This window comes from Mitsuaria sp. CC2 (assembly GCF_048957715.1).
Lineage (GTDB): Bacteria > Pseudomonadota > Gammaproteobacteria > Burkholderiales > Burkholderiaceae_C > Roseateles.
This window is the reverse complement of the sequence record NZ_JARVXN010000018.1, coordinates 230,378-254,182: the sequence shown is the minus strand read 5'-3', so window position 1 is coordinate 254,182 and position 23,805 is coordinate 230,378. Positions and strand designations below refer to the sequence as shown.

Annotated in this window: 23 protein-coding genes; 16 read left to right on the top strand and 7 right to left on the bottom strand. The window is 69.4% G+C overall.

The genetic code is table 11. The features are described from left to right. The first annotated feature begins 15 nt into the window (after window positions 1-15). On the top strand, window positions 16-2,532 hold the full coding sequence (locus PV762_RS13805) for a prolyl oligopeptidase family serine peptidase (RefSeq protein WP_421035578.1): 2,517 nt from the start codon (window positions 16-18) through the stop codon (window positions 2,530-2,532). 47 nt (window positions 2,533-2,579) lie between these two features. On the opposite strand, the gene PV762_RS13800 is transcribed toward PV762_RS13805, so the two are convergent. Next, window positions 2,580-3,431, bottom strand: coding sequence for a YecA family protein (locus PV762_RS13800; RefSeq protein WP_421035577.1), 852 nt, complete (start codon window positions 3,429-3,431; stop codon window positions 2,580-2,582). A 436-nt stretch (window positions 3,432-3,867) separates the two neighbouring features. Between PV762_RS13800 and PV762_RS13795 the strand changes: the two genes are divergently transcribed. From PV762_RS13795 to PV762_RS13785, 3 genes are all read left to right on the top strand, one after another. After that, window positions 3,868-4,290, top strand: coding sequence for a hypothetical protein (locus tag PV762_RS13795; protein WP_421035576.1), 423 nt, complete (start codon window positions 3,868-3,870; stop codon window positions 4,288-4,290). A gap of 32 nt (window positions 4,291-4,322) precedes the next feature. After that, a complete protein-coding gene (locus PV762_RS13790) occupies window positions 4,323-4,787 on the top strand; it encodes a GNAT family N-acetyltransferase (protein WP_421035575.1) in 465 nt (154 codons plus the stop codon). A 125-nt stretch (window positions 4,788-4,912) separates the two neighbouring features. After that, window positions 4,913-5,491, top strand: a complete 579-nt coding sequence (locus PV762_RS13785) for a hypothetical protein (protein ID WP_421035574.1) — start codon at window positions 4,913-4,915, stop codon at window positions 5,489-5,491. Here the strand turns inward: PV762_RS13785 and PV762_RS13780 are convergent. Next, window positions 5,472-6,497, bottom strand: coding sequence for a LysR family transcriptional regulator (locus PV762_RS13780; protein WP_421035573.1), 1,026 nt, complete (start codon window positions 6,495-6,497; stop codon window positions 5,472-5,474). The genes PV762_RS13785 and PV762_RS13780 overlap by 20 nt on opposite strands. A gap of 129 nt (window positions 6,498-6,626) precedes the next feature. On the opposite strand from PV762_RS13780, the gene PV762_RS13775 reads away from it, so the two are divergent. The 3 genes from PV762_RS13775 (at window position 6,627) to PV762_RS13765 (ending at window position 12,387) form a co-directional block, all read left to right on the top strand. Next, window positions 6,627-8,159 (top strand): CoA-acylating methylmalonate-semialdehyde dehydrogenase, encoded by a 1,533-nt coding sequence (locus tag PV762_RS13775; protein ID WP_421035572.1) that lies wholly within the window; start codon window positions 6,627-6,629, stop codon window positions 8,157-8,159. Between the two features lie 89 nt (window positions 8,160-8,248). Further along, on the top strand, window positions 8,249-9,889 hold the full coding sequence (locus PV762_RS13770) for a diguanylate cyclase domain-containing protein (RefSeq protein WP_421035571.1): 1,641 nt from the start codon (window positions 8,249-8,251) through the stop codon (window positions 9,887-9,889). 269 nt (window positions 9,890-10,158) lie between these two features. Then, complete coding sequence (locus PV762_RS13765) at window positions 10,159-12,387, top strand: TonB-dependent siderophore receptor (RefSeq protein WP_421035570.1); 2,229 nt, start codon at window positions 10,159-10,161, stop codon at window positions 12,385-12,387. 21 nt (window positions 12,388-12,408) lie between these two features. On the opposite strand, the gene PV762_RS13760 is transcribed toward PV762_RS13765, so the two are convergent. Beyond that, on the bottom strand, window positions 12,409-13,599 hold the full coding sequence (locus tag PV762_RS13760) for a GGDEF domain-containing protein (protein ID WP_421035569.1): 1,191 nt from the start codon (window positions 13,597-13,599) through the stop codon (window positions 12,409-12,411). Further along, on the bottom strand, window positions 13,599-14,753 hold the full coding sequence (locus tag PV762_RS13755) for a diguanylate cyclase (protein WP_421035568.1): 1,155 nt from the start codon (window positions 14,751-14,753) through the stop codon (window positions 13,599-13,601). The genes PV762_RS13760 and PV762_RS13755 overlap by 1 nt, the downstream gene beginning before the upstream one ends. A 44-nt stretch (window positions 14,754-14,797) precedes the next feature. Here PV762_RS13755 and PV762_RS13750 point away from each other — a divergent pair, with 44 nt between their 5' ends. Beyond that, complete coding sequence (locus PV762_RS13750; RefSeq protein ID WP_421035567.1) at window positions 14,798-15,571, top strand: SDR family oxidoreductase; 774 nt, start codon at window positions 14,798-14,800, stop codon at window positions 15,569-15,571. Window positions 15,572-15,575: 4 nt separating this feature from the next. Here the strand turns inward: PV762_RS13750 and PV762_RS13745 are convergent, their stop codons facing one another. Beyond that, window positions 15,576-16,730 carry a septal ring lytic transglycosylase RlpA family protein gene (locus PV762_RS13745; RefSeq protein WP_421035566.1) on the bottom strand — a complete coding sequence of 385 codons (1,155 nt, stop codon included), beginning with the start codon at window positions 16,728-16,730 and terminating at the stop codon, window positions 15,576-15,578. Between the two features lie 99 nt (window positions 16,731-16,829). Here PV762_RS13745 and PV762_RS13740 point away from each other — a divergent pair, with 99 nt between their 5' ends. The 8 genes from PV762_RS13740 (at window position 16,830) to PV762_RS13705 (ending at window position 22,770) form a co-directional block, all read left to right on the top strand. Beyond that, entirely contained in the window at window positions 16,830-17,528 is a 699-nt protein-coding gene (locus tag PV762_RS13740; RefSeq protein ID WP_421035565.1) for a fumarylacetoacetate hydrolase family protein, read from the top strand. A gap of 36 nt (window positions 17,529-17,564) precedes the next feature. Continuing rightward, window positions 17,565-18,425: a carboxylating nicotinate-nucleotide diphosphorylase gene (nadC, locus tag PV762_RS13735; protein ID WP_421035564.1), complete on the top strand. Its 861-nt coding sequence runs from the start codon at window positions 17,565-17,567 to the stop codon at window positions 18,423-18,425. 101 nt (window positions 18,426-18,526) lie between these two features. Then, on the top strand, window positions 18,527-18,853 hold the full coding sequence (locus tag PV762_RS13730) for a hypothetical protein (RefSeq protein ID WP_421035563.1): 327 nt from the start codon (window positions 18,527-18,529) through the stop codon (window positions 18,851-18,853). A 158-nt stretch (window positions 18,854-19,011) separates the two neighbouring features. Next, window positions 19,012-19,812, top strand: coding sequence for a GntR family transcriptional regulator (locus PV762_RS13725; protein ID WP_421035562.1), 801 nt, complete (start codon window positions 19,012-19,014; stop codon window positions 19,810-19,812). Next, entirely contained in the window at window positions 19,809-20,633 is an 825-nt protein-coding gene (locus PV762_RS13720) for a transporter substrate-binding domain-containing protein (RefSeq protein WP_421035561.1), read from the top strand. Before PV762_RS13725 ends, PV762_RS13720 begins: the two co-directional genes overlap by 4 nt. 7 nt (window positions 20,634-20,640) lie before the next feature. Then, on the top strand, window positions 20,641-21,312 hold the full coding sequence (locus PV762_RS13715) for an amino acid ABC transporter permease (RefSeq protein ID WP_421035560.1): 672 nt from the start codon (window positions 20,641-20,643) through the stop codon (window positions 21,310-21,312). Then, window positions 21,309-21,962, top strand: coding sequence for an amino acid ABC transporter permease (locus PV762_RS13710; protein WP_421035559.1), 654 nt, complete (start codon window positions 21,309-21,311; stop codon window positions 21,960-21,962). Before PV762_RS13715 ends, PV762_RS13710 begins: the two co-directional genes overlap by 4 nt. Window positions 21,963-22,008: 46 nt before the next feature. Then, window positions 22,009-22,770, top strand: a complete 762-nt coding sequence (locus PV762_RS13705) for an amino acid ABC transporter ATP-binding protein (RefSeq protein WP_421035655.1) — start codon at window positions 22,009-22,011, stop codon at window positions 22,768-22,770. Window positions 22,771-22,862: 92 nt separating this feature from the next. Here the strand turns inward: PV762_RS13705 and PV762_RS13700 are convergent, their stop codons facing one another. Both PV762_RS13700 and PV762_RS13695 read right to left on the bottom strand, forming a co-directional pair. Beyond that, window positions 22,863-22,979 carry an AAA family ATPase gene (locus PV762_RS13700; protein WP_421035558.1) on the bottom strand — a complete coding sequence of 39 codons (117 nt, stop codon included), beginning with the start codon at window positions 22,977-22,979 and terminating at the stop codon, window positions 22,863-22,865. A 60-nt stretch (window positions 22,980-23,039) separates the two neighbouring features. After that, entirely contained in the window at window positions 23,040-23,774 is a 735-nt protein-coding gene (locus PV762_RS13695) for a peptidase (protein ID WP_421035557.1), read from the bottom strand. Window positions 23,775-23,805: the final 31 nt, after the last annotated feature.

Below are 23,805 nucleotides of genomic sequence, written 5' to 3'. Positions count from 1 at the left end.
TCACGGTGCCGACACATGTCCCAGCCTCGCGCCTCGTCGTTGATCCCGCTGACCCTGTCCCTGTCCGCCGCGTTCGGCGGTCTCTCCGCGATCGCGGCACCGGCCGACGAGGCCGCGTCGAGTTCGGTCCAGACCGCGGCGCTGACGTCCGCCGCGACCCTCGCGCAGATCTATCAGCAACCGTCCGAGGCGATCCGCGCGGTGCTCGACGCCAAGGCGCTGCCGGTCTATCAGGTATCGCCGGACCAGCGCACGCTGGCGATCGTCGTCAACCGCAAATCGCGCGCGATCGCGGAACTCGCCCGCCCCGTGCTGCGCCAGGCCGGCCTGCGTTACGACCCGGCCACCGACAGCCCGCAGCTGATCGTCGCGATCGAGTCGCTCTCGCTGCGCCCGCTCCAGAACGGCGCGGAAGGCAGCGCGAAGCCGGTCGCGCTGCCGGCCGGCGGCGCCTTCCATCTGCTGCGCTTCTCGCCGGACGGCAAGCGCTTCCTGCTGAACCGTCGCACCGACACGGCCGTCGAGCTGTGGGTCGGCGACGTCGCGACGGGCAAGCTCAAGGCGGTGCCCAGGCTCAAGCTGCACACGATGCTCGAGAACGACGTCGTGTGGCTCAGCGACCATGAACTCGTCACGCTGACGGTGCCCGCGCGGCGCGGTCCGGCGCCGACCTTCGCCGCGCCGTCGGGTCCGTCGATCCAGGAATCCATCGCGCGCAACTCGCCGGAGCGTACCCAGCAGGATCTGTTGATGAACGCGCAGGATGCGGCCGTCTTCGCGCATCACGCGACCTCGCAGCTGGCGCGTATCGACCTCAACACGGGGACGGTGCGGCCGATCGGCGAGCCGGGGATCTTCAGCCACCTCGAAGCGCTCGGGACACCGGGTCAGGTCTTGACCATGCGGCTGCTGCCGCCCTTCAGCTACCAGGTCGGCTGGGACGACTTCGCGGCCCAGGCCGAGGTGCGCGGCGTCGACGGCAAGGCGGTGCGGATCGGACAGGTCAAGCTCAAGGAAGGCGTGCCGGTCGAAGGCGTGATCACCGGCCCGCGCAACTTCTTCGCCTCGCCCGGCGCGGACGGCGCGGTGTACTGGGTCGAGGCGCTGGACGGCGGCGACAACCGCGCCCAGGTGCCCCATCGCGACCGGCTGATGCGCCTGGACGCGCCCTACACCGGCGAGGCGCGCGAAGTGCACCGCGTGCCGCAGCGGTTGTCGCGGCTCGAATTCGTCGAGGGCGGCAAGCAGGCGCTGGTGCAGGACTTCGACCTGACGAAGATGCGCACGTCGACGGAGCTGGTGGCGATGGACGGCGCGTCGCCGGCGCAGCGGCTGATCGAGCGCTCGGTGCGCGACCGCTACCGCGATCCCGGCACGCCGGTGCATCGCATGCAGCCGACGGGACGCCCGGTCGTGCGCCTGGACGGCGACGCGATCTGGTACTTCGGCACCGGCGCGAGCCCGGAAGGCGACAGGCCCTTCATCGACCGGCTGGTGCTCGCGGGCAACAGGAAGACGCGCGTGTTCCAGTCGGGTTCCGAGGCCAACGGCGGGGACAGCGCGCACTACGAGCGACCGCTGGCCGTGCTCGACACCGAGGGCGCCCGCGTCCTGACGGTGCGGGAGAGTGTCGGCGAGCCCGGCAACGTGATGCTGCGCGGCGGCGCGGCGCTGGCGACGGCGCAGCCGCTGACCGATGCGAAGGACCCGTCGCCGCAGCTGCGCGACATCCAGCGCGAGTTCGTCCGCTTCAAGCGCGCGGACGGCGTGGAGCTGTCCTTCTGGCTCTACAAGCCGCCGGGCTACAAGGCCGGCGAGCGTCGTCCGACCTTCGTCTGGGCCTATCCGCTGGAGTACACCGACGCGTCGACCGCGGGCCAGGTGAGCGGCTCCGGCAACCGCTTCAACAGCTTCGCGCCGACGAGCCCGCTGATGCTGCTGCTGGACGGCTACGTCGTGCTGATGGACGCGACGATGCCGGTGGTCGGCGATCCGAAGACGGTGAACGACAGCTTCATCGCGCAGATCACGGCCAACGCGCAGGCGGTCATCGACAAGGCGGTGGAACTGGGCGTCAGCGACCGCGATCACATGGTCGTCGGCGGGCACAGCTACGGCGCGTTCATGACGGCGAACCTGCTGGCGCACACCCACCTGTTCAAGGCGGGCATCGCGCGCAGCGGCGCCTACAACCGCAGCCTGACGCCCTTCGGTTTCCAGAGCGAGCGCCGCACCTACTGGGACGCGCAGGAGGTCTACCAGAAGCTCTCGCCGTTCAACTACGCCGACAAGCTGAAGGAACCGCTGCTGCTGATCCACGGCGAGGCGGACAACAACTCCGGCACCTTCCCGATCCAGAGCGCGCGGCTGTACCAGGCGCTGGCGGGCACCGGCGGTTCGGTGCGTTACGTGACGCTGCCGTTCGAGTCGCACGGCTACTCGGCGCGCGAGTCGGTGGGTCACACGCTCTGGGAGATGAGCGAGTGGATGAAGCGCCAGGTCGGACCTGGCGCTGCGATTCCGGAGCCCTGAGCGCGGTCGACGGATCGCCGAGCGTTCAGCGCTCAGCGCTGACGATGTCAGCGCGGGCGCCGGGGCGGCGGTCCGCCGCGGCCGCCCGGGCCACCGCGGTGGCCGCCGGACCGCTGCGGCTTGGGAGCCGGAATCGGCCGGGACACGTCGGCCAACAGCAGACTGGCGCGGACGAGGCTCTCGACCGCGTCGTCGAGTTCCTCCGGCGGCTCCAGGCTCTCGATCTCCTCGAGCAGCGCATCGGCGTCCTCGAGGTCCTCGGGATCCAGGTGCATGTAGAGCTGGGCGAGCGGCTCGGTGAGTTCGGTCTCGTCCAGGTTCATCAGCCCCGGGAACAGGTCCGCGGCGAGCGCGAAGCCGGCGACCCACGGCAGCACGGTCTCGGAGGCGGAGGCGTCCTCGTCGAGCTCGAAGACCCAGGGATCGAACCACTGGCGATCATTGATCGCGAGCCGCAGGTCGTGCTCGCGGCGCTGGACGAGCTGCAGCAGCGGTCGCGCGTCGTAGCGGGCGGGCGCGGGCCGGCCTTCCTCGGAATCGAGCACCCAGCGCCACCAATCGGACAGCGGCACGGGCTTGGGCTGCAGGATCACCGCGACGAGAAAGCCGTCGAGCATGGAGACGTCGAGCGGCTCCAGCGGCGCGGGGACCTCGTCGAGCAGCGATTGCAGCTCTTCGAGATCGGCGTCGCTCCAGGCTTCGGGCGGCGCGGCGGGGGCTGGCGCTGCGGGTTGCGCGTAAGGCGAGTTCGTCGAGTTCGGCGCGGACGGGCCCGACGGTCCGAATCCCTGCTGCGGCCGCGGACCGCGCTGCGGCGTGCCGGTCTTCGCGGAGCCGCCGGACGACTTGGGAGCGGGCCGGCGAGGCGCGGACTTGTTGGGGTGCTTGGGCGCGGTCATGGGTCGCGATTATCCGGGCGGGCCGTGCGCCACGCGTGCGAGCGCGCCTTCTGTGCGCTACCGAACGGTAGTCAGAGTCCGAACGAGTCGATCCAGGTGCAGTTTTCCGTAATGCGGAGTCGCTCTTACGCCTGCTAACCATTTCGCGCATGTATCCCACCTTGAGGGGATGCCGCCCGCTCAGGGTTCGCCCTAGAGTCCATCTACGCCCTCCAACGGCGCGGCCGCCAGGCCCCGATGGACGGCACCGATCCCAACGACGTCCTTTCTAGGACTTGCAACGCCCGGTCAGCTCTGCTGGTCGGGCGTCCTTTTTTTGCACGCCGAAGAGGGGCATGACGGGGCGGTCGACCTCGGCGATGAGATGGCGTCGACTTCATGCTGACCTCACGCGTCGTCTTCACAGTCCGGGACTTCTCCTTTTCCTGGAACGCTCATGTTGGTCCGTATCGCTCCGGTGCTGTTGACGCTCGCAGGGCTCGTCGTTTTCGGCTTCGGCTGGCTCCTCTCCGGATTGCCGGATGCCTGTGACAACGACGTCGTGGCGGAGGTCTGGTCGCCACAGGGCGGCCATCGTGTGGTGGTGTTCGTCCGCGGCTGCGGCGCGACGACCTCGAACTCCACGCAGGTGGCGCTACTGTCGGCTGGTGAGCCGCTGACCAACGAAGGGGGCAACGTGCTCATCCTGGACGACAACCGAGGGGCGGCGCCGGTCGCTGCGCACGGCGGTCCTGTCGTGGAGGCGACGTGGATCGATGAGCACACGGTGCTGCTCCGGCATCACGGGTCGGCGAGGGTTTTCAAGAAGAAGGAGCGTGTCGGCGGCGTGCGGGCAAGTTATAGGCTCTTGACTTCCTGATCCGCCGTCCGGGACCGCTACGATCCCGCATCATGTCGACCTCGATGACTTCGTCCCAGCAAGTGCATCTGGCGCTGGCGAGCGCAGACGACGCTGAGGCATTGGTGGCCCTGCGCATCGCCGCCATGCGCGAGAGCCTGGAGCGCATCGGCCGCTTCGATCCCCAGCGCGCCCGCGAGCGCTTTCTTTCGAGCTTCGATCCGGCGCGCACGCGGCACATCGTGGTCGACGGACATCGCGTCGGCTTCGTCGTCACGACGCCGCAGGCGGAGTGGCTGTCGCTTGATCACCTCTACATCGATCCGGCGAGCCAAGGCCGCGGGCTGGGTGCGGCAGTGCTGGCGGACGTTTTCGAAGAAGCGAAGCGGCTCGGCCTGCCGGTGCGCGTCGGTGCGCTGAAGCAGAGCGACTCGAATCGCTTCTACCAGCGGCATGGGTTCGAGCTCGTCGAGGAAGGCGAGTTCGACCGTTACTACGCCAGGCCCGCCGGACGCTGAGTCGCGGCTCGCGTGGCGATTAAAGAATCGGATCCATCGGGTCGCCTTCAAGTCCATGAGCGCCCGGCACACGCATCGGTCGCCGCCGTGATCCCTTCGGCTCACGGACCTGATTGGGAACCGACATGGACACGACCTTCGACGACGCGGCCGTCACCACTGCGGCCGCGACTTCCGCCGCCTCCGCTGCCACGAGCACTTTTCGCGACGCGCGCCACCTGATGGAGGACGTTGCCGAGCGCCTGCGCGACAGCCTCGCGCGGACCGAGACAGACCTCGCCGCCTTGCTGCATCTGAACGAGCGCGCGGAATCCGAGCGCGACGAGCTGCAGTCGCATCTGGACCAGGTCGCCGCCGCTCGCGATGAGGCGCTCTCCCACGTCGCCGAACGCGACGCCAGCATCGAGCGCCTCACCGTCGAGCTGCGCCATGCGCGCGACATCGCCTCCGATGCGCTCGTCGGCAAGGCCAAGGACCAGCTGGCGATCGCCGGGAAGGATGCGCAGCTCGTCGACCTCCGACAACAGCTGGAACGTCAGGTCGCGACCTCCGCCGCGGAGTCGGACAAGCGCCTCGCCGCCGAGATGGAGCTCGTCGGCGCCACAACCGCCCGGGACAATTTCGCTTCCGAGATCGCGGATCTTCGTGCGCGGCTGGATGCCCTCTCGGGGATTGGCGCTGCCGTCAATACCCCTCGCGCATGACGTCCTTGAGGTGGTCGATCAGCAGACGCACTCCCTGCGGGGTGTGACTGCTCCACGGGTGGATCGCGTAGATCGCATCGCCGAAGAAGCCGACCGCTCGCCAATCGGGCAGCACCTCGACCAAGCCGCCTTCCCGCATCGCGTCCCGCGCGCTGAAGTCCGGCAGCAGTGCGATGCCCAGCCCCGACAGCGCGCCGTCCCGCAGCACCTCGCTGTTGCTCGCACGGAAGTTGCCCTGCACGGGAACGCGGATGCGCTCGCGTTCCGCTTCGCCCGCGCCGCGCTCGAAGAACCACTGCGCCGGGCCCGGTCGCAGGTACGGCAGGCAGCGGTGCTGCGCCAATTCCGCCGGATGCTGCGGGACGCCGGCCCGCGCCAGGTACGCAGGGCTCGCCGTCAGCAGCGCCCGGGAGGCGCAGAGCTTGAACGCCACATGCGTCTCCGGCGGCGCGCTCGTGTGGCGGATCGCCAGGTCGAAGCCCTCCTGCGCCAGCGGCACCAACCGGTCCGACAGGTCGAGCTCGATCCGCAATTCCGGATAGCGATCGAAGAACGCCGGCAGCGCCGGGGCCACGTGTTGCCTGCCCAGCGCCACCGGCGCTGTGACGCGCAGCAGGCCGCGCGGCGCACCCGCCGCGTCACGCGCTTCGCTCAGGCTGCGGCTCAGCAGGGCAAGACCCGGCTCCGCCTGCTCGACGAGACGCGACCCCGCCTCGCTCAGGCGCACCGAGCGCGTCGTGCGCTGCACCAACTGCTGGTCGAGGTGGCGTTCCAGCTCCGCCACCCGCTGGCTGATCGCCGCCTTCGACAGACCCAGCCGTTGAGCCGCCTTGGTGAAGCTGCCGAGCCGGGCCACGGCGATCAGGGCCTGCAGCTGCGACCACAACAGCTCGTCGCGCACCTCCCCCCGCAGGGACAAGGCCTCGACTTCCGAGGGAATGGAGGGGGCGGACGCGCCAGCCAACCGGGCGTCGGCGGGCGTCGGGGTGGGGGAGCGGCGGGCCATGATTGTTCAGTCTATCGAACAATGTGGTTGGTGATCTGGGCTAGGCAGGTGGGGGCGCGGTGCCTAGACTCGTTCCCATCCCCATAGGTCCGCGCGGCAGCTCGGGCCCCGAGAAACAGGAGACCCGCCGTGACCTCGTCCACCCACGCCCCCGTCGCCTTCACCGACGGCGCCGACATCACCCACTTCATCGCGGGCGAGCGCCGTCCGGCCACGTCGGGGCGCAGCCAGGCGGTCTTCAATCCCGCCACAGGGCAGGTCGCGCGTCAGCTGCAGCTCGGCAACGTCGAGGACGTCAACACCGCCGTCGCCGCCGCGCAGGCTGCGTTCCCCGCCTGGGCCGACGCACCGCCGCTGCGCCGAGCGCGCGTGATGTTCAAGTTCCTCGACCTGCTGAACCAGCACCGCGATCGTCTCGCCGCGATGATCACCGCCGAGCACGGCAAGGTCTTCACCGACGCGCAGGGCGAGGTCAGCCGCGGCATCGACGTGGTCGAATTCGCCTGCGGCGTGCCGCAGCTGCTGAAGGGCGACTACACCGAGCAGGTCTCCACCGGCATCGACAACTGGACCACGCGTCAGGCGCTGGGCGTCGTCGCCGGCATCACGCCGTTCAACTTCCCCTTCATGGTCCCGATGTGGATGGCACCGCTGGCCATCGCCACCGGCAACGCCTTCATCCTCAAGCCCAGCGAGCGGGATCCGTCGCCGAGTCTCGCCATCGCCGAACTCTTCCAGCAGGCCGGCCTGCCCGACGGCATCTTCCAGGTGGTGCAGGGCGACAAGCAGGTCGTCGACGCGCTGCTGCACCATCCCGACGTCCGGGCGCTCAGCTTCGTCGGCTCCACGCCGATCGCGCAGTACATCTACGAGACCGGCGCCCGCAACGGCAAGCGCGTGCAGGCACTCGGCGGGGCGAAGAACCATATGGTCGTCATGCCCGACGTCGACATCGACCAGGCCGTCGATGCGCTGATCGGCGCGGCCTACGGCTCGGCGGGCGAGCGCTGCATGGCGATCTCGGTGGCGGTGCTGGTGGGCGACGTCGCCGACCGCATCGTGCCGCTGCTGGCCGAGCGCGCCAAGGCGCTCAAGATCAAGAACGGCATGGCGCTCGACGCCGAGATGGGGCCCATCGTCACGCGGGAGGCGCGCGACCGCATCGAGGGCTACATCGCCCATGGCGTCGAGGAAGGCGCGTCGCTGGTGGTCGACGGCCGCGGTCACCGCGTCGACGGCCTGCCCGACGGTTTCTTCACCGGCGGCACGCTGTTCGATCACGTGACGCCGGCGATGCGCATCTACAAGGAAGAGATCTTCGGCCCGGTCCTCGCCTGCGTGCGGGTCAAGGATTTCGGCGAGGCGCTGGACCTCGTCAACGCCCATGAGTTCGGCAACGGCGTCGCCTGCTTCACCAGCGACGGCAACGTCGCCCGCGAATTCGCGCGCCGCGTGCAGGTCGGCATGGTCGGCATCAACGTGCCCATCCCCGTGCCGATGGCGTGGCACGGCTTCGGCGGCTGGAAGAAGAGCCTGTTCGGCGACATGCACGCCTACGGCGAGGAGGGCGTCCGCTTCTACACGAAGCAGAAGAGCGTCATGCAGCGCTGGCCCGCCAGCATCGCCAAGGGCGCCGAGTTCGTCATGCCCACGAGCAAGTAAGCCGCCGGAACTCCCTCTTCCGCACCGCGGGAGAGGTGGGGGTGAGGGCCAGCGGCCGTCGCACGCCGCTGATCGGCTAACCTTGCCGGATGTTTCCGACCGGCGATCCCTCTTCCGACCCGATCCTGCCCGAGGCGCTCGACGGCGTGCCGCTGGGCGAGCTGCTCGAGCGCGCGCGCCTCGCGCAGCAGCAGGCGCGGCTGGACGACGGCGTCGCGCTGGCCGACCTGATCTGGGATCGCGCCGATGCCGAGGGCTTCATCAACGAGCAGGCCGAGGCCGGCAAGCTGCGCAGTTTCTTCCGTCTGCGCATGGGCGATCTCCCCGGCATGCTCGACGTCGGCGAGCGCGCGCTGCGCCTGATGCGGCCGCTCGGCGCCAGCCCCGCGATGTGCGAGCTGCTGCGCTGGATGAGCCTCGCGGCCTGCGAGCTCGGCGCCTACGAACAGGGCCTGGCCTGCGCGCATGAGGCCTTGAAGCTCGCCGGCGAACTCGGCGACGTGCGGCTGCACGCGGTCGCGCTCAACGGCCTCGGCGCCTGCTTCGAGCGCATGGGCGATCCCTGGCAGGCGGAACGCCTGATGAGCGAGGCGGCCGGACTGCTCCGCACCAACGCCACGCCCTTCGAGCGCGTGGTCACGCTGACCAACCTGTGCACCGTCTCCATCGGCGCCTACCACCTGCAACGCGACGGCGCCGCGCCCGAGCAGGCGACGCGCACGCTCGACCGCGCGCTCGAACTCGCCCGCGAGGCGCGCCCGCATTCGCTGCAGCTCGGCGACCGCTACGGCATCGCGCTGACCGCGTCGAACTTCGGCGAGGTGCTCCTGCTGATGGGCCGCCTCGACGAAGCCGAACCGCTGCTGATCGAGTCCCGCGACGAATGCGAACGCGCCGGCTTCCGGCTGCTGGACTGGCGCCTGCGCTGCATGCTCGCCGAATTGCAGCTCGCGCGCGGGCAGTCGACCGCGGCGTGGGAGCAGCTGCAGGCGCTGAGCGCGGAAACCGAGCATGTCATGCCCGGCGACGTGCCCCTGTTCCTGCGCGTGCGCCTGCACCAGGCCAGCTACCGCGCCGCGAAGGCGCTGGCGCTGCTGGGGCCGTCGCTGTTCCATCTCGAACAGGCGCGCACGCTGGAGCGCCGTCGCGCGGTCTCGCAGCTGATGGCGCAATCGCAGTATTTCGTCTCGCGCATGGAGGCCGAATTCGCCACCGATCCGGCCAGCCTCGCCGCGCGCGATGCCGCCGAGTTCAAGGATCCGTTGACGGGTCTCGGCAACCGCCGCTGCCTGGAAGCCCGGCTGCCGCCGCTGCTGCGCACGGCGGAGCAGGAGGACCGGCCGCTGACCGTCGCCCTCATCGATGCCGACGGCTTGCGCAACATCAACGAGCGTCACGGCAGCGATATCGGCGACCGCGTGTTGCAGGAACTGGCCGAGCTGCTGCGCGAGAACACCCGCGGTTCCGACCTGCTGCTGCGATGGAGCGGCGAGGAGTTCCTCGTCGTCTTCCCCGACACCATCGCGGATCGCGGCTTCGAGGTCTGCGAGCGCATCCGGGCCAGCGTCTCGGTGCATCCCTGGCACGAACTCGCCCCGGGCCTGGACGTGACGCTCAGCATGGGCCTCGCGAGCGCGCCGCCCTACGCGACCGACCTGCTCATCGCGCGCGCCAATGACGCCGTCGAACGCGCCAAACATCTGGGACGCAATCGCGTTGCCCTGGCCTGAAGACCGCACAAGGTGACAGGTTTTGCCTGAGGCCATCACCCGACTGTTTCTACAATGAGAACAGTTCTCATCTGACAGGTAAACCCTGACCGATGGGCCTCCCGCCAGCCTGATCTCCCGCTCCCTCGCGCCCGGCAACGCCCGTTGCCTACGCCGCGCGATCCTGGAGCCGATCCCGCAAGCCTCCGTCCTCCACCTCCCTCCCCGGGGCTGGTGCGCCCGCGCGCGCCGGTATGCGGGCTCGCGCCTGCTCGATGCAGTTCTTCCACATGTCACGCTCCTCCCGAACCCCTGTCGCGGCTGCCGTCGCGTTCCTGCTGTCCGCCGGTGCCGCCGTGGCCCAATCGACGCCGTCGTCCCCACCCGACGCCGACGGGCCGCAGGCCGATGCCGCGCCAGCGGCCGAGTCCGCTGCCGACGCCGCCGGCGAGGGCGCCACCCGCGCCGACCGCCGCCGCGCGCTGGACCGTGTGACCATCAGCGCCGCACGCAAGAAGCTCGAAGGCGCGAGCACGCGCCTGCCGCTGACCGCGCGCGAGACGCCGCAGTCGATGAGCAGCATCGACGCGAGCCGCCTCGAGAACGAGACGCTCATCAGCATCAACGACGTGATGCAGAACATCACCGGCGTCAACGTGTCGTTCTACGACACGCAGCGGCCGCTGTACTTCGCGCGCGGTTTCCAGATCACCGATTTCCAGATCGACGGCGTGCCCACCTACAGCGGCGGCACGCAGCAGGAGTACGACACCGTCTTCTACTCCCGCATCGATGTCGTGCGCGGCGCCAACGGCCTGACCACCGGCGCCGGCATCCCGTCGGCGACCGTCAACATGATCCGCAAGCGGCCGGAGAAGATCTTCTCCGCCTACGGCGGCCTGGTGATGGGCTCGGAGGACTTCCACCGCGTCGAGGCCGACCTCAACACCCCGATCACGCGCGACGGCAGCGTGCGCGCCCGCCTGATCGCCTCGGCGCAGGAAAAGGACGGCTACCGCGACCGCCACAGCGAGACCAAGACCGCGTTCATGGCCACGGTCGAGGCCGACCTGACCGCCAGCACGACGCTGACCGTCGGCTACCAGGACCAGAACAACGTGCCCAAGGGTCCCATCTGGGGCACGATCCCGCGCTTCGCGTCGGACGGCTCGCTGGCCGGCCTGCCGCGCGAGACCAGCTTCTCGCCGCCGTGGACGCGCTGGTCGCGCCAGAACGGCACGTTCTACGCGCAGCTGGAGCAGAAGCTCGGCGAGGACTGGACGCTCAAGGCCATCGCCAACCACAGCGAGGGCAACACCTTCAGCCTGCGCACCTACGCCAGCGGTTATCCGGATCCGAAGACCGGCGCCGGCCTCAAGCTGCTCGCCGCCGTCGGCAAGAGCTGGGAGAAGCGCGACAGCCTCGATCTCTACGCCTCCGGCACGCTGGATCTGTTCGGTCGCAAGCACGACCTGGTGATCGGCGCCAACGGCGTGAAGACGACCACCACCACGCCCACGCTGACCTCGGTCGCCTCGTGGAGCTACGACATCCCCGACATCCGCAGCTGGGACGGCAATGCCCCGGCGCCGGTCTTCAGCGCCACGGGTGCGAAGCGTGTGGCCGAGACCCAGCAGAGCGGCATCTTCGCGATGGGTCGCTGGAAGGTGCTGGAACCGCTGTCGGTGATCACCGGCGCGCGCCTGAGTTCCTGGAAGACCGGCACCGACGCCTTCAACACCGCGGGCAAGTTCACGGCCCGGACCGGTGCCTACCAGGTGTCCGACGAGGTGTCGCCGTATGTCGGCGTCGTCTACGACATCAACGACGCCGTGTCGCTCTACGCGAGCTACACCGACCTGTTCAAGCCGCAGAACAACAAGGACAAGAACGACCACCTGCTCGCGCCGGTCCGCGGCAGCAACACCGAGTTCGGTCTCAAGGGCGAGTTCCTGGACAAGCGGCTGGCGGTGTCCGCGGCCGTCTTCGAGGCCAAGCAGGACAACTACGCGGTGAAGGACACCTCGGTGCCCGACGGCTCGCTGCCGGACGGCAGCAACGCCTTCATCGGCGTGGACGGCACCAAGACCAAGGGCTTCGAGCTGGATGTCTCCGGCCAGCTGGCGCCGGGCTGGACCTTGAACGCGGGCTACGCCAACACGCGCATCACGCGGCACCCGTCCGACCTGATCTACGCCAACCTCCCCAAGCACACGCTGCAGCTGAACACGAGCTACCGCCTGGGCGGCGGATGGGAACGGCTGACGGTCGGCGGCGGCTTGAACTACCAGAGCACGGTCACCGGCTTCGGCATCCCGCATCCGACGCTGGTCACGACGACGGTCACGCAAGGCGCCTTCGTGCTGCTGAACCTGCACGCCAACTATCAGTTGAACGACCGCTTCAGCCTCGGCCTGTCGATCCGCAATGCGCTCGACAAGACCTACTGGGCCAACCTCGACTACCCCAACTACGGCGATCCGCGCAGCGTGATGCTGAGCCTGCGCGGGAGGTTCTGAGAGAGGTTCTGGGGGAGGTCGTCAGGGCGCAGGCTTGGTCGCCGGCTCAAGCTCCACCGCCTGCACCACGTTGCGGCCCTGGCCCTTCGCGCCGTAGAGCGCCTGGTCGGCGCGCCTGAGCACCTCGGCGGCGCTGGCGTCCTCGCGCGCGGACTCGGCGATGCCGAAGCTCGCCGTGAGGGGCCAGGTCTGTCCCTCCCACGTGAACGGATGCTCCTCGAGCAGCGTCCGCATCCGTTCCGCCACCAGCGCGGCGCCGGCGATGCCGGTGTCGGGCAGCAACGCGCAGAACTCCTCGCCGCCCAGCCGCGCGAACCGGTCCACCTCGCGCAGGCACGGCCGCAGCAGCGTCACGAGCGCCTTCAACGCCGCATCGCCCGCCGCGTGGCCCAGGGTGTCGTTCAACTGCTTGAAGCGGTCCAGATCCAGCATCACCAGCGCGTAGCCGTGTCCGCGCATCAGGCGGGCGTGCTCGAGGTCGACGGCCTCGGACAGCGCGCGACGGTTCAGCGCGTCGGTCAGCGGGTCGCGCTCGGTCAGCCGGCGGATCTCCAGCACCAGCTTCATCAGCAGCAGGAAGGCGATCCAGCCGTTGATCAGCAGCGCCAGCACCAGCGAGGCCCACAGCCACGCGAGGTTGAAGGCGCTGACGACGTCGAGGTCGCCGGTGCGGCCCGGCGCGAGCGCCGCCTCCAGCGGTCGAGAGAGCAGCAGCAGGCCGACGACGACCAGCGGCGAGGCCAGCATGAGCGCCGCGCGCACGTGAAGCCCGCGCGAGCGCATGAGCCGCCAGGCGTCGACGGCCGCCAGCAGCGCCAGCACGCACATCGTGCTGAAGAGGATCAGCTTGTGCGGCAGCCCCAGCGGTCCGTCGGTGAAGCGGGCGGTGAGGAGGCTGACGCCGACCACCACCAGCAGGGTCGTGCGCCACGGCGCGGGGCGGTCGCCGATCAGCGGGACCGTGAGGCGGATCAGGCCGAATGCCGCCACCGACAGGAAATCCGGCCAGCCGTAATCCATCCGCGGCACCAGCCCCAGCGCTTCCTGCAGCAGGAAGGAGGCGCCGAGCGCGGCGTTCGCGCCCGCGACGCTCACGCAGGCCCAGGGCGACTCGCGCAGGCCGACGGCCATCATCAACCAGACCACGGCGGCGACGCCGAACAGCACCACCAGCGCGGCGACCAGCGAGACGGGGTCGGCGACGGGCAGCATCAGGCGAACTCCGCCTCGCCCGCGGCGCGCAGCACGCGGTTGCGCCCGCGCGCCTTGGCCGCGTACATGGCGGCGTCGGCCCGCGACAAGGCGCCGTGGCCGTTGGCGTCACCCGGACGCATCGTGGCCACGCCGAAGCTCGCGCTGATCGGCCAGAGCTTGTCGCCCCAGGCCAGCGGCTGCTTCTGCAGCAGCTCGCGCAGGCGTTCGGCGACCAGCATCGCGCCGTCGAGGTCGGTGTCGGGCAGCAGCACCGCGAACTCCTCGCCGCCCATCCGGCCGAAGCAGTCCGCGTCGCGCAGCGTCGCGCCGAGCACGGCCGACAGGTGCTGCAGCGCGGCGTCGCCGCCGGCGTGACCCAGCTCGTCGTTGATGCGCTTGAAATGGTCGACGTCCAGCATCAGCACGGCGTTCTGACGCCCGCGATCGGTCCTCGCCTGCATGCGGCCGAGGTGCTCCTCCAGGGCGCGCCGGTTGAGCAGGCCGGTCAGCGCGTCGCGGCGCATGAGGTGGCGGACCCTGGCGATCAGGCGCTGGATGACGAGCGCGATCAGGCCGGTGGCCATGGTCACGTCCACGACCAGGATCAGCATGACCAGCGGCACGTTGACGCCCGGCCCCGCCAGGACGTACGCCGGAGGCAGCCAGCCGAGCAGGGTGAAGGTCCGCCAGAAGCACACGGTGGCGAACGCGGCGAAGGGCAGCACCAGGACGCCGGTGAGCGCGATGCGGAAGCCCGCGCCGACGGCCACGTCGCGCGCCGCCATCAGCGCCAGCACGCCGACCATGAAGTTGGAGAAGGCGCGTGCGCGGGCGGGGTCCGGATCGCCTGCCGTGCAGGCGACGGCGACGAAGCCGAGTAGCACGATGGCCATGATGTCGAGGGCGTTGTCGCGATCCCGCGTGAGCGCGCGGGCGCCCGCGGTGAGGAAGCCGGCGGCGACCAGGTCCAGCGGCAGCCCGACCAGCCGCTCCAGCGAGGCCGGCAGCGCGGGCCACCAGCTCAGCGCGAGCAGGCCGTGGTGGGCGGAGATCCGCCGCGACGCGCGCGGCGCGATGCGCAGCACGTCGCCGAGCGCGAGCCACACGATACACGCGACGGCGTCGATCACGGCGATCACCATCAGCAACGTGGCGGTGTCGAGCGGCGGCATGCGAACCATCATCGCAAAGCGCTGCCGCGCGCACAATCGCGGCCATGACGAACGATGTCCCTGAATCGATCACGCTGGTCACGGGCGCCGGTCGCGGCATCGGCGCGGCGACCGCGCTGCTGCTGGCGGCGCGCGGTCACGACCTCGCCCTCAACTACCGACAGGATGCGGGCGCGGCCGAGGCCGTCGCCTCGCGCGTGCGGGCGCTCGGCCGGCGCGCGGTGACGATACGCGCCGACGTCGCCGATCCGGCCCAGGTCGCGGCGATGTTCGCGGAGATCGACGGGCGGCTCGGCCGGCTCACCGGTCTGGTGAACAACGCCGGCATGGTGGCCCGCAAGGCCTCGCTGGCGGACCTCACGCCTGAGCGCCTCCGGCGCGTCTTCGAGGTCAACGTCTTCGGGCTGATCTACTGCACACAGCAGGCCGCGGCGCGGATGAGCACCGCGCAGGGCGGACGCGGCGGCGCGATCGTCAACCTGTCGTCGCGCGCGGCGCAGCGCGGATCGCCGCATCTCTATTCGGACTACGCCGCCAGCAAGGGGGCGGTGGACACGCTGACCCTGAGCCTGGGACAGGAGCTGATCGGGGAGGGCATCCGGGTCAACGGCGTGCGCCCCGGGGTGATCGAGACCGACATCCATGCCGACAGCCTCCCCGCGGAAGCTCTGCCCGCGTTGCTGGCGGAGGCGGCAAAAGGCATTCCCATCGGCCGGCTCGGCCGGGCGGAGGAAATCGCCGAAGCGATCGCCTGGCTGATGTCCGATGCGGCCAGCTTCACCGTGGGTGCCACGCTGGACGTGGCCGGCGGCCGCTGAAACCTCAGCGCCGTTCGACCAGGATAGGCGTCAGCGCCATCGACGAGCGGACGCGATCCGCGGCCGCGCGGGCATCCTCGCGGCTCGCGAACGGGCCGGCCTGCAGGCGGTGCAGGTTCTTGTCCTTGAAGATCGTCAGCATCGGTGCGAGCTCTTCCATGCCGCGCGTGAAGCGCTCGCGCAGCTGCTCGGCGCCTTCCATGCGGGAGAACGCGCCGAACTGCAGCCAGTAGCCTTGCGCGGCGGCGGTGAGCTGGAGCGCGGGCACGGGCGCCTCGGAGTCGGTGGCGGCGATCGCGCCGGCGGTGGCCGCGGCCATCGCCTGGGCCTTGGACTGGCCCGACGGGGGCAGGTCGCTGCCGGGCGGCAGCGCGGTGATGGGAATGGGCGTCATGCCTGCGTCGGCGGGCGCCGGCAGCGGCACCTGGGCCGGCACCGGCGTGACCGGCGGACGCAGCTGCGCGGTGGTCGTCAGGTCGGGCGCGCCGCTCGGTGTGGCGGCCGCGAAGACGGGCGTGTCGGGAGCAACCTTCGGATCGGGCGACAAGGTGTCGCGGTCGCGCGTCCACGCGCCGGTGCGGATGTCCTCATAGGTGATGCGCTCGATTTCCACCGGCGCCACGCCGTTCAGCACGTCCAGCTTGAGCGCGGCGGTGTAGCTCAGGTCGATGATGCGGCCCTTGTGGAACGGGCCCCGGTCGTTGATGCGCACGATGATCTCGCGGCCGTTCTTCGGGTTGCGTACGCGGGCGTAGCTCGGGATCGGGATGGTGGCGTGCGCGGCCGTCATCGCGTACATGTTGTAGATCTCGCCGCTGGAGGTCGGCTTGCCGTGGAACTTGCGGCCGTACCAGGACGCCAGGCCTTTCTGCACCAGCGGCTTGTCCTCGGCGATGGGTTCATAACGCTCGCCGAGCACCTCATAGGGCTTGTTGGGTCCGCCCTTGCGGATGGATTCCAGCTTGGGCGTCGCGTCCGGCACCTTCTTCAGATCGGGCGGAATGACGGCGTCGGGGCCGTCGCGGTCCGGCCAGGACGAGACCTTGGGGCCGCCGGAAGAGGATCGGTTGGGGGAGGGGCCAGGGCTGGCGCAGGCGGCCAGGATCAGGGCACACGTCAGGACGGTCAGGCGCTGACCGGCGGGGCGGGCTTCAAACATGGCCGCAACCCTAGCAATGCGGCGCGGATTTGCCAAGGTTATGCTGCGCGCACCCTTCCTTCCTTTCATGATCGTTTCGATCGTTACGTCCGCACCGTCATGAGCACCTACCTCTTCCCCCCAGCGCCGCAGGCCGCCGTGGCCGTGCGCGGCACCGACGCGCGCTACGCCGTCAGCCGCATCTTCTGCGTCGGCCGCAACTACGCGGCCCACGCCCGCGAGATGGGCAGTGATCCGGATCGCGAGCCGCCGTTCTACTTCACCAAGCCGGCCAGCGCGCTGGCGCCGTCGGGCGGCACCATCCCCTACGCGCCGGGAACGAAGAACCTGCACTATGAGATGGAGCTGGTCGTCGCGATCGGCAAGCCGGTGTTCAAGGCGACGCCCGAGCAGGCCGGCGATGCGGTCTGGGGCTACGCCGCCGGACTGGACATGACGCGCCGCGACCTGCAGAACGAGGCCAAGGCCATCGGCCGGCCCTGGGACCTGGGCAAGGGCTTCGAGCACTCGGCGGTGATCACCGAGCTGGTGCCGCGTTCCGAGCAGGGCGACCTGACGACCGGCGCGATCACACTGTCGGTGAACGGCGTGGAGAAGCAGCGCGGCGACCTGTCGGACATGATCTGGAGCATTCCGGAGCTGGTGGCCAACCTGTCGCAGTTCTATCACCTGGAGCCGGGCGACCTGATCTACACGGGCACGCCGGAAGGTGTCGGTCCGGTGAAGCCGGGCGACAAGATCACCGGCGTGATCGAAGGCTTCGGCGAACTGTCGATCACGATCGGCGAGGCCGAGTAAACAGGCGCCGCGAGCGCGAGGCAGAGACCCGAGACGATGTTCGACCACAACGAGACCCTGGACGAGGCCCGCGCGCGCAACATCCGCGATGCGCTATTCGAGGACATCGGCGTCAGCGACTGGACCGCGCGGCTGGTGCCGGCGGGCCGGCGCGTGACGGCGCATGTCCGCGTGCGCGAAGCGGCGGTGCTGTGCGGGCGCGACTGGTTCGAGGGCGTGTTCCTCGCGCTGGACGGGTCGTCGCGGATCGAGTGGTCGTATGAAGAGGGCGCCGACATGGCGTCCGACACGGTGGTCTGCCGCATCGAGGCCGAAGGCCGGTCGCTGCTCTCGGCCGAGCGGCCGGCGCTGAACTTCCTGCAGCTGCTGTCGGGCACGGCGACGACGACGCGCGCGCACGCGCGGGCGATCGAGGGCGCGAGCCCGAACCCGCGCGGCTGCGCGGTGCTGGACACGCGCAAGACGCTGCCCGGCCTGCGGCTGGCGCAGAAGTACGCGGTGCGCGTGGGCGGCGGGGCGAATCAACGCCTGGCCCTCTACGACGGGATCCTGATCAAGGAGAACCACATCGCCGCGGCCGGCGGTGTGACGCAGGCGCTGCAGCAGGCGCAGGCGCTGGAGGCCGGCGTGACCATCCAGGTCGAGGTCGAGACCCTCGAGCAGCTGCGCGAGGCCTTGAAGGCCGGTGCGGTCAGCGTGCTGCTGGACAACTTCAGCGAGCCGATGATGCGCGAGGCGGTGGCGATCGCCGGGGGTCAGGCCTTGCTCGAAGTGTCCGGCGGCGTGGCCATCGACCAGCTGCGCTGGATCGCGGCGACGGGCGTCGACCGCATCTCGGTCGGACGCCTGACCAAGGACGCGAAGGCGGTTGACTACTCGATGCGGGTCGACGGCTGACGCTGACTTCGATATCAGCGACTCCTGCAATTCGGCGCCATATTCGGCGCCGAAGTTCTTTCTGACACTGGCTGTCTTCCCAACCGAAGGAGACAGCAAGTATGGAGGCATTCCACCTGCAGCGGCTGCTGATGACGTTGGAGCACTCGACGTCGCGATTCGGTCTGCTGGAGGTGCTCGATCGGTGTGAATCATCTGACTACGACCAGCGTCACCACCTTCTGTCGAGGTGGAGTGCGAGTTCAGAGAAGGTCGTTCTGGATGAGATCGAACAGCGACTAGCGCTCATCAATGAGCTGAGGCAACGAGTCGCGAAGGTGGGGGTGGACGAGCTGAAGACGACGGACGTCGCCATCGGCGGCAAGGATGCTCACGCGGGCAGAGACGCGGATGCTGGGCCTTCACCGGCATCTCCGCCATGCGCCTGACTGAACGCCACATGGGGCGGGCACCTTGCCAGTGCCCGCCACACCAAGCTTGTGCGCAACGGCGGTGCGCGGGTGCCGTTCTGGCTTGCATACAAGACAGATGAGCCTGGGAAGGCAGGGTGGACCCGCATTGGCACGGAAGCTGCAAAGCCCCGTGCATGGGCATCACCGCCACCGACATCAGCCAGCGCATCATCGATGCCGTGCTCGCGCAGAAGCTGGCGCCGGGCACGCGCCTCGGCGAGCAGCAGCTGGCGCTGCTCTTCGACTGCAGCCGCACCATCGTCCGCGAGGCGCTGACGCGTCTCGCCGCGCGCGGCATCGTCACCGTCAGCGCTCGCCGCGGCTGGTACCTGATCGCCCCCTCGCGGGACGAAGCCCGTGAAGCCTTCGAAGCGCGCCGCGTCATCGAGCTCGGCCTGCTTCGCGGCCGGCGCCCGCTCGACAAACCTGCGCTCACGCGCCTGAAGAAGCACCTCGCGCAGGAGAAGGCCGCCCTGCGCGGCGACGACGTCGGCGCGCGCAGCTTCCTGCTCGGCGACTTCCACGTCTGCCTGGCCGAGTGTCTCGGCAACAGCCTGCTCGCCGACACGCTGCGCGACTACACCGCGCGCACCACGCTGATCGCGATGCTCTACCAGTCGTCGCACGACGCCGCGCAGTCCTGCCAGGAGCACGTCGCCATCGTCGCCGCGCTCGAACAGGGCGACGCCGTCCGCGCCGAGGCGCTGATGGCCGAACACCTCGCCAGCGTGCAGGCCGGACTGCAGCTGGAGACGCAGACCGACGACCCGCTGCATCACCTGCGCCAGGCGCTCTCGCCGTTGGCGTCGAGCGCCTCTGCATCGACTTCCGCCTCATCGTCTTCCGCCTCGCCGACGCGCCGCTCGCGCGCACGCACGGCCGCGGCCGACGTCTCCGATTCCGCCCCCGCCCCCTACCTAGGATCCCTGTTATGAGCCACGCCGTCCGTCCCTCCGTCCGCGCTTTCCTGCCGCGTCGCCTGCTGCTGGCGGCGGGCTTCGGCCTCGGCCTGGGCGTCCTCTCGCTGGGCGCGCAGGCGCAGACCGCGCTGGACACCATCACCAAGTCCAAGACCATCAAGATCGCGATCCCGACCGACTACCCGCCCTACGGCTTCGTCGGCCCCGACATGAAGCCGCAAGGCCTGGACGTCGCGATGGCCGAACTGATCGCCGCCAAACTCGGCGTGAAGGTCGAGCTGGTGCCGGTCACCAGCGCCAACCGCATCCCGTATCTGCAGACCAAGAAGGCCGACCTGGTCATCTCCACGCTTGGCAAGAACCCGGAGCGCGAGAAGGTCATCTCGTTCAGCTCGGCCTACGCGCCGTTCTATCAAGCGGTCTTCGCGCCCAAGAGCCTGACGATCAAGAGCTTCGCCGACCTTGGCGGCAAGACCGTCGCCGTCACGCGCGGCGCGATGGAGGACCAGGAGCTCGCCAAGGTCGCGCCGGCGACGCTGGAGTTCAAGCGCTTCGAGGATAACAACGCGACCATCGCCGCGTTCGCCGCCGGCCAGACCCAGGTGGTCGCCACCAGCGCCGCCGTCGCCGGCAACCTGATGCAGCGCCAGCCCGGCCTGAACATCGAATACAAGCTGCTGCTCAAGGACAGCCCGTGTTTCATCGGCGTGGCCAAGGGTGAGGACGCCCTGCTCGCGAAGGTCAACGCGATCGTCGCCGCGGCCAAGCAGGGCGGGGAGCTCGAGGCGCTCTCCAAGAAGTGGCTGGGCCGCGGTGCGGGCGAACTGCCGCTCTGAACGTCCCATGATCGAGTTCGACTTCGGCGCCGTCCTCGCCGAGTGGCCGCTGCTGCTGCGCGGCCTCGCGTGGACGGTCGGCCTCACGGTGATCGCCGTGCCGCTCGGCCTGCTGATCGCGACGCTGGGCGCGTGGGCCCGCGCCTGCGGCTCGACGGCGCTGCGCCGCGGCGTCGGCGTCTACGTCGAGCTGCTGCGCAACACGCCCTTCATCGTGCAGCTGTTCTTCGTGTTCTTCGGCCTGCCGGCACTGGGCGTCAAGCTGTCGCCGGAGGCCGCCTCGCTGATCGCGATGACGCTGAACCTCGGCGCCTACGGCACCGAGATCCTGCGCGCCGGCATCCAGGCCGCGCCCAAGGGTCAGTGGGAGGCGGCGCAAAGCCTGGCCCTCAGCCAGACGCAGGTCTTCACCCGCGTGATCCTGCCGCCGGCGTTCAAGCGCGTGTGGCCCGCGATGACCAGCCAGATCGTCATCGTGATGCTGGGCACGGCCGTGTGCGGCCAGATCTCCACCGAGGAGCTGAGCTACGCCGCCAACCTGATCCACAGCCGCAACTTCCGCGCCTTCGAGGCGACCTTCGTCGCGCTGGCGATCTACCTGGCGCTGTCGCTGATCACGCGGCGCTTCCTGCTCTGGGCGGGGCCGAAGTGGTTCTTCGGTGGCGGGAGACGCTCATGATCGAGTTCACCCTCTGGGACATCCTGCGCAACCTCGCGCTCGCCCTGCGCTGGACCGTGGCGCTGTCGCTGATCGCCTTCATCGGCGGCGGCCTGGTCGGCGCGACGCTGCTGTGCCTGCGCATCGGACTGGGCCGCAAGACGCAGCACGTGATCGGCGCGTACGTCGGCATCTTCCAGGGCACGCCCCTGCTGATGCAGCTGTTCCTGGCCTACTTCGGCGTGTCGCTGCTGGGCATCGACGTGTCGGCGTGGACGGCGGCCTCGCTGGCGCTCACGCTCTACACGAGCGCCTACCTCGTCGAGATCTGGCGCGGCTGCGTCGAAGCCGTGCCGCGCGGCCAGTGGGAGGCTGCGCGCAGCCTCGCGATGAGCTTCGGCGAGCAGCTGCGCCACGTGATCCTCCCGCAGGCGGCGCGTCTGGCGATTGCGCCCACGGTCGGCTTCCTGGTGCAGGTCATCAAGGGCACCGCGCTGGCCTCGGTGATCGGTTTCGTGGAACTGACCAAGGCCGGCGGGATGATCGCCAACGCGAGCTTCAAGCCTTTCCTGGTCTTCGGCTGCGTGGCCCTGTTCTATTTTGCGCTGTGCTTCCCCGTGAGCCTGGCCGCCCAACACCTGGAAAGGAAGCAGCATGGCCGCACTGCCTGACAAGACGATCGATCACGAGATCGATCCCGTGGTCGACCAGGCGCTCATGCCGACGACGATGCCTGCGCCAGGTGTGCCGATCGTGCGCATCACCGCGCTGCGCAAGTCCTACGGCACGAACGAGGTGCTCAAGGGCATCGACCTCGACGTGATGCGCGGCGAGGTGATCGCGTTGATCGGCAAGAGCGGCTCGGGCAAGAGCACGCTGCTGCGTTGCATCAACGGACTGGAGCAGTTCCAGGACGGCTCGCTGCGCGTGGCCGACAAGCCGCTGCTGCACGAGAGCGCCATGGCGATGCGCGCGCTGCGACAGCAGGTCGGGATGATCTTCCAGAGCTTCAACCTGTTTCCGCACATGAGCGTGGGACGCAACGTGATGCTGGCGCCGACGCTGGTGAAGCGACGCTCCGACAAGGATGCCGCCGAGCAGGCGCGCGCGCTGCTGGCGCGCGTGGGCCTGGCCGAGAAGTTCGATGCGATGCCCGATCAGCTGTCGGGCGGCCAGCAGCAGCGCGTGGCGATCGCGCGCGCGCTGGCGATGGAGCCGCAGGTGCTGCTGTGCGACGAGATCACCTCGGCATTGGATCCGGAGCTGGTCGGCGAGGTGCTGCGCGTCGTCGAATCGTTGGCCGACGAAGGCATGACGCTGCTGATGGTCACGCACGAGATGAACTTCGCTCGCAAGGTCGCGGACCGGGTGATCTTCATGCATCAAGGCCGCGTGCACGAGATCGGCACGCCCGCCGATGTCTTCGGCTCGCCGAGGACGCCGGAGCTGAAACAGTTCCTGAAGTCGCTCGACGATTGAACTCCCACTGAAGGGGGCGCCGGCCCCTGATAGTCAGCGGCCTCTTGCGCATGCCAATTCAGGGAGACTGAAGAGCTTCAAGCGCCTCGAGTTCACACGAAGACTGTCGACTTGCCGCTGCCAGTCGGACCCAACAGGACAGTGGAAGGCGTGAGGTCCTTGAACTCGACGTCTCTGAGCGCTCGAAAGTTCTGGACCTTCAAGTACACGATGCGGGCCGGCGCAGCGATTGCGAAGAACCGACGGCCCCAAAGGCCGCCGCGGTCCGCTCACGCGAACCAGTCGTCGTCCGGCAGCTGCTCGAACACCCGCTTCAAGCCGCCGCCCCAGCCCTGGCTGATGGTCTTGAAATACGGATCGTCCTTGGTGATGCGGTGCGGCTCGGCCGGCGCGAAGCTGTCGGTCTTGTAGAGCAGCATGTCGATCGGCAGCCCCACGGACAGGTTGCTGCGGATCGTCGAGTCGAACGAGATCAGCGCGCACTTGGTCGCTTCGGCCAGCGAGCTGTCGAAGTCGATGACGCGGTCGATGATGGGCTTGCCGTACTTGGACTCGCCGATCTGCACGTAGGGCGTGTCCTCGGTCGCCTCGATGAAGTTGCCCTGCGGATAGACGTGGAAGACGCGCGGCGCCTCGCCCCGGATCTGCCCGCCGACGATGAAGTTGGCGCCGAAGTCCACGCCCTGGTTCAGCTGGCCGACGCCGTCGCTGTCGCGCGCGACGACTTCCTTGAGCGTCTTGCCCACGAGCTCCGCGACGTCGTACATCGACGTCAGGCTCATCAGATGGCGGCCATTGACGGTCGCACGCTGGCGCAGCAGGCTCACCACGCTCTGCGTGGTGGCCAGATTGCCGGCCGTGAGCAGCGTGACGAGGCGCTCGCCCGGCTGCTCGAAGAGGTTCATCTTGCGGAACGTGGCAATGTGATCCACGCCCGCGTTCGTGCGGGAGTCCGACGCGAACAGCAGGCCGGCGCGCAGCCGCATGGCAACACAGTAAGTCATGGGCAGAAGGTTAGCGCATCAGGCTTGCAGC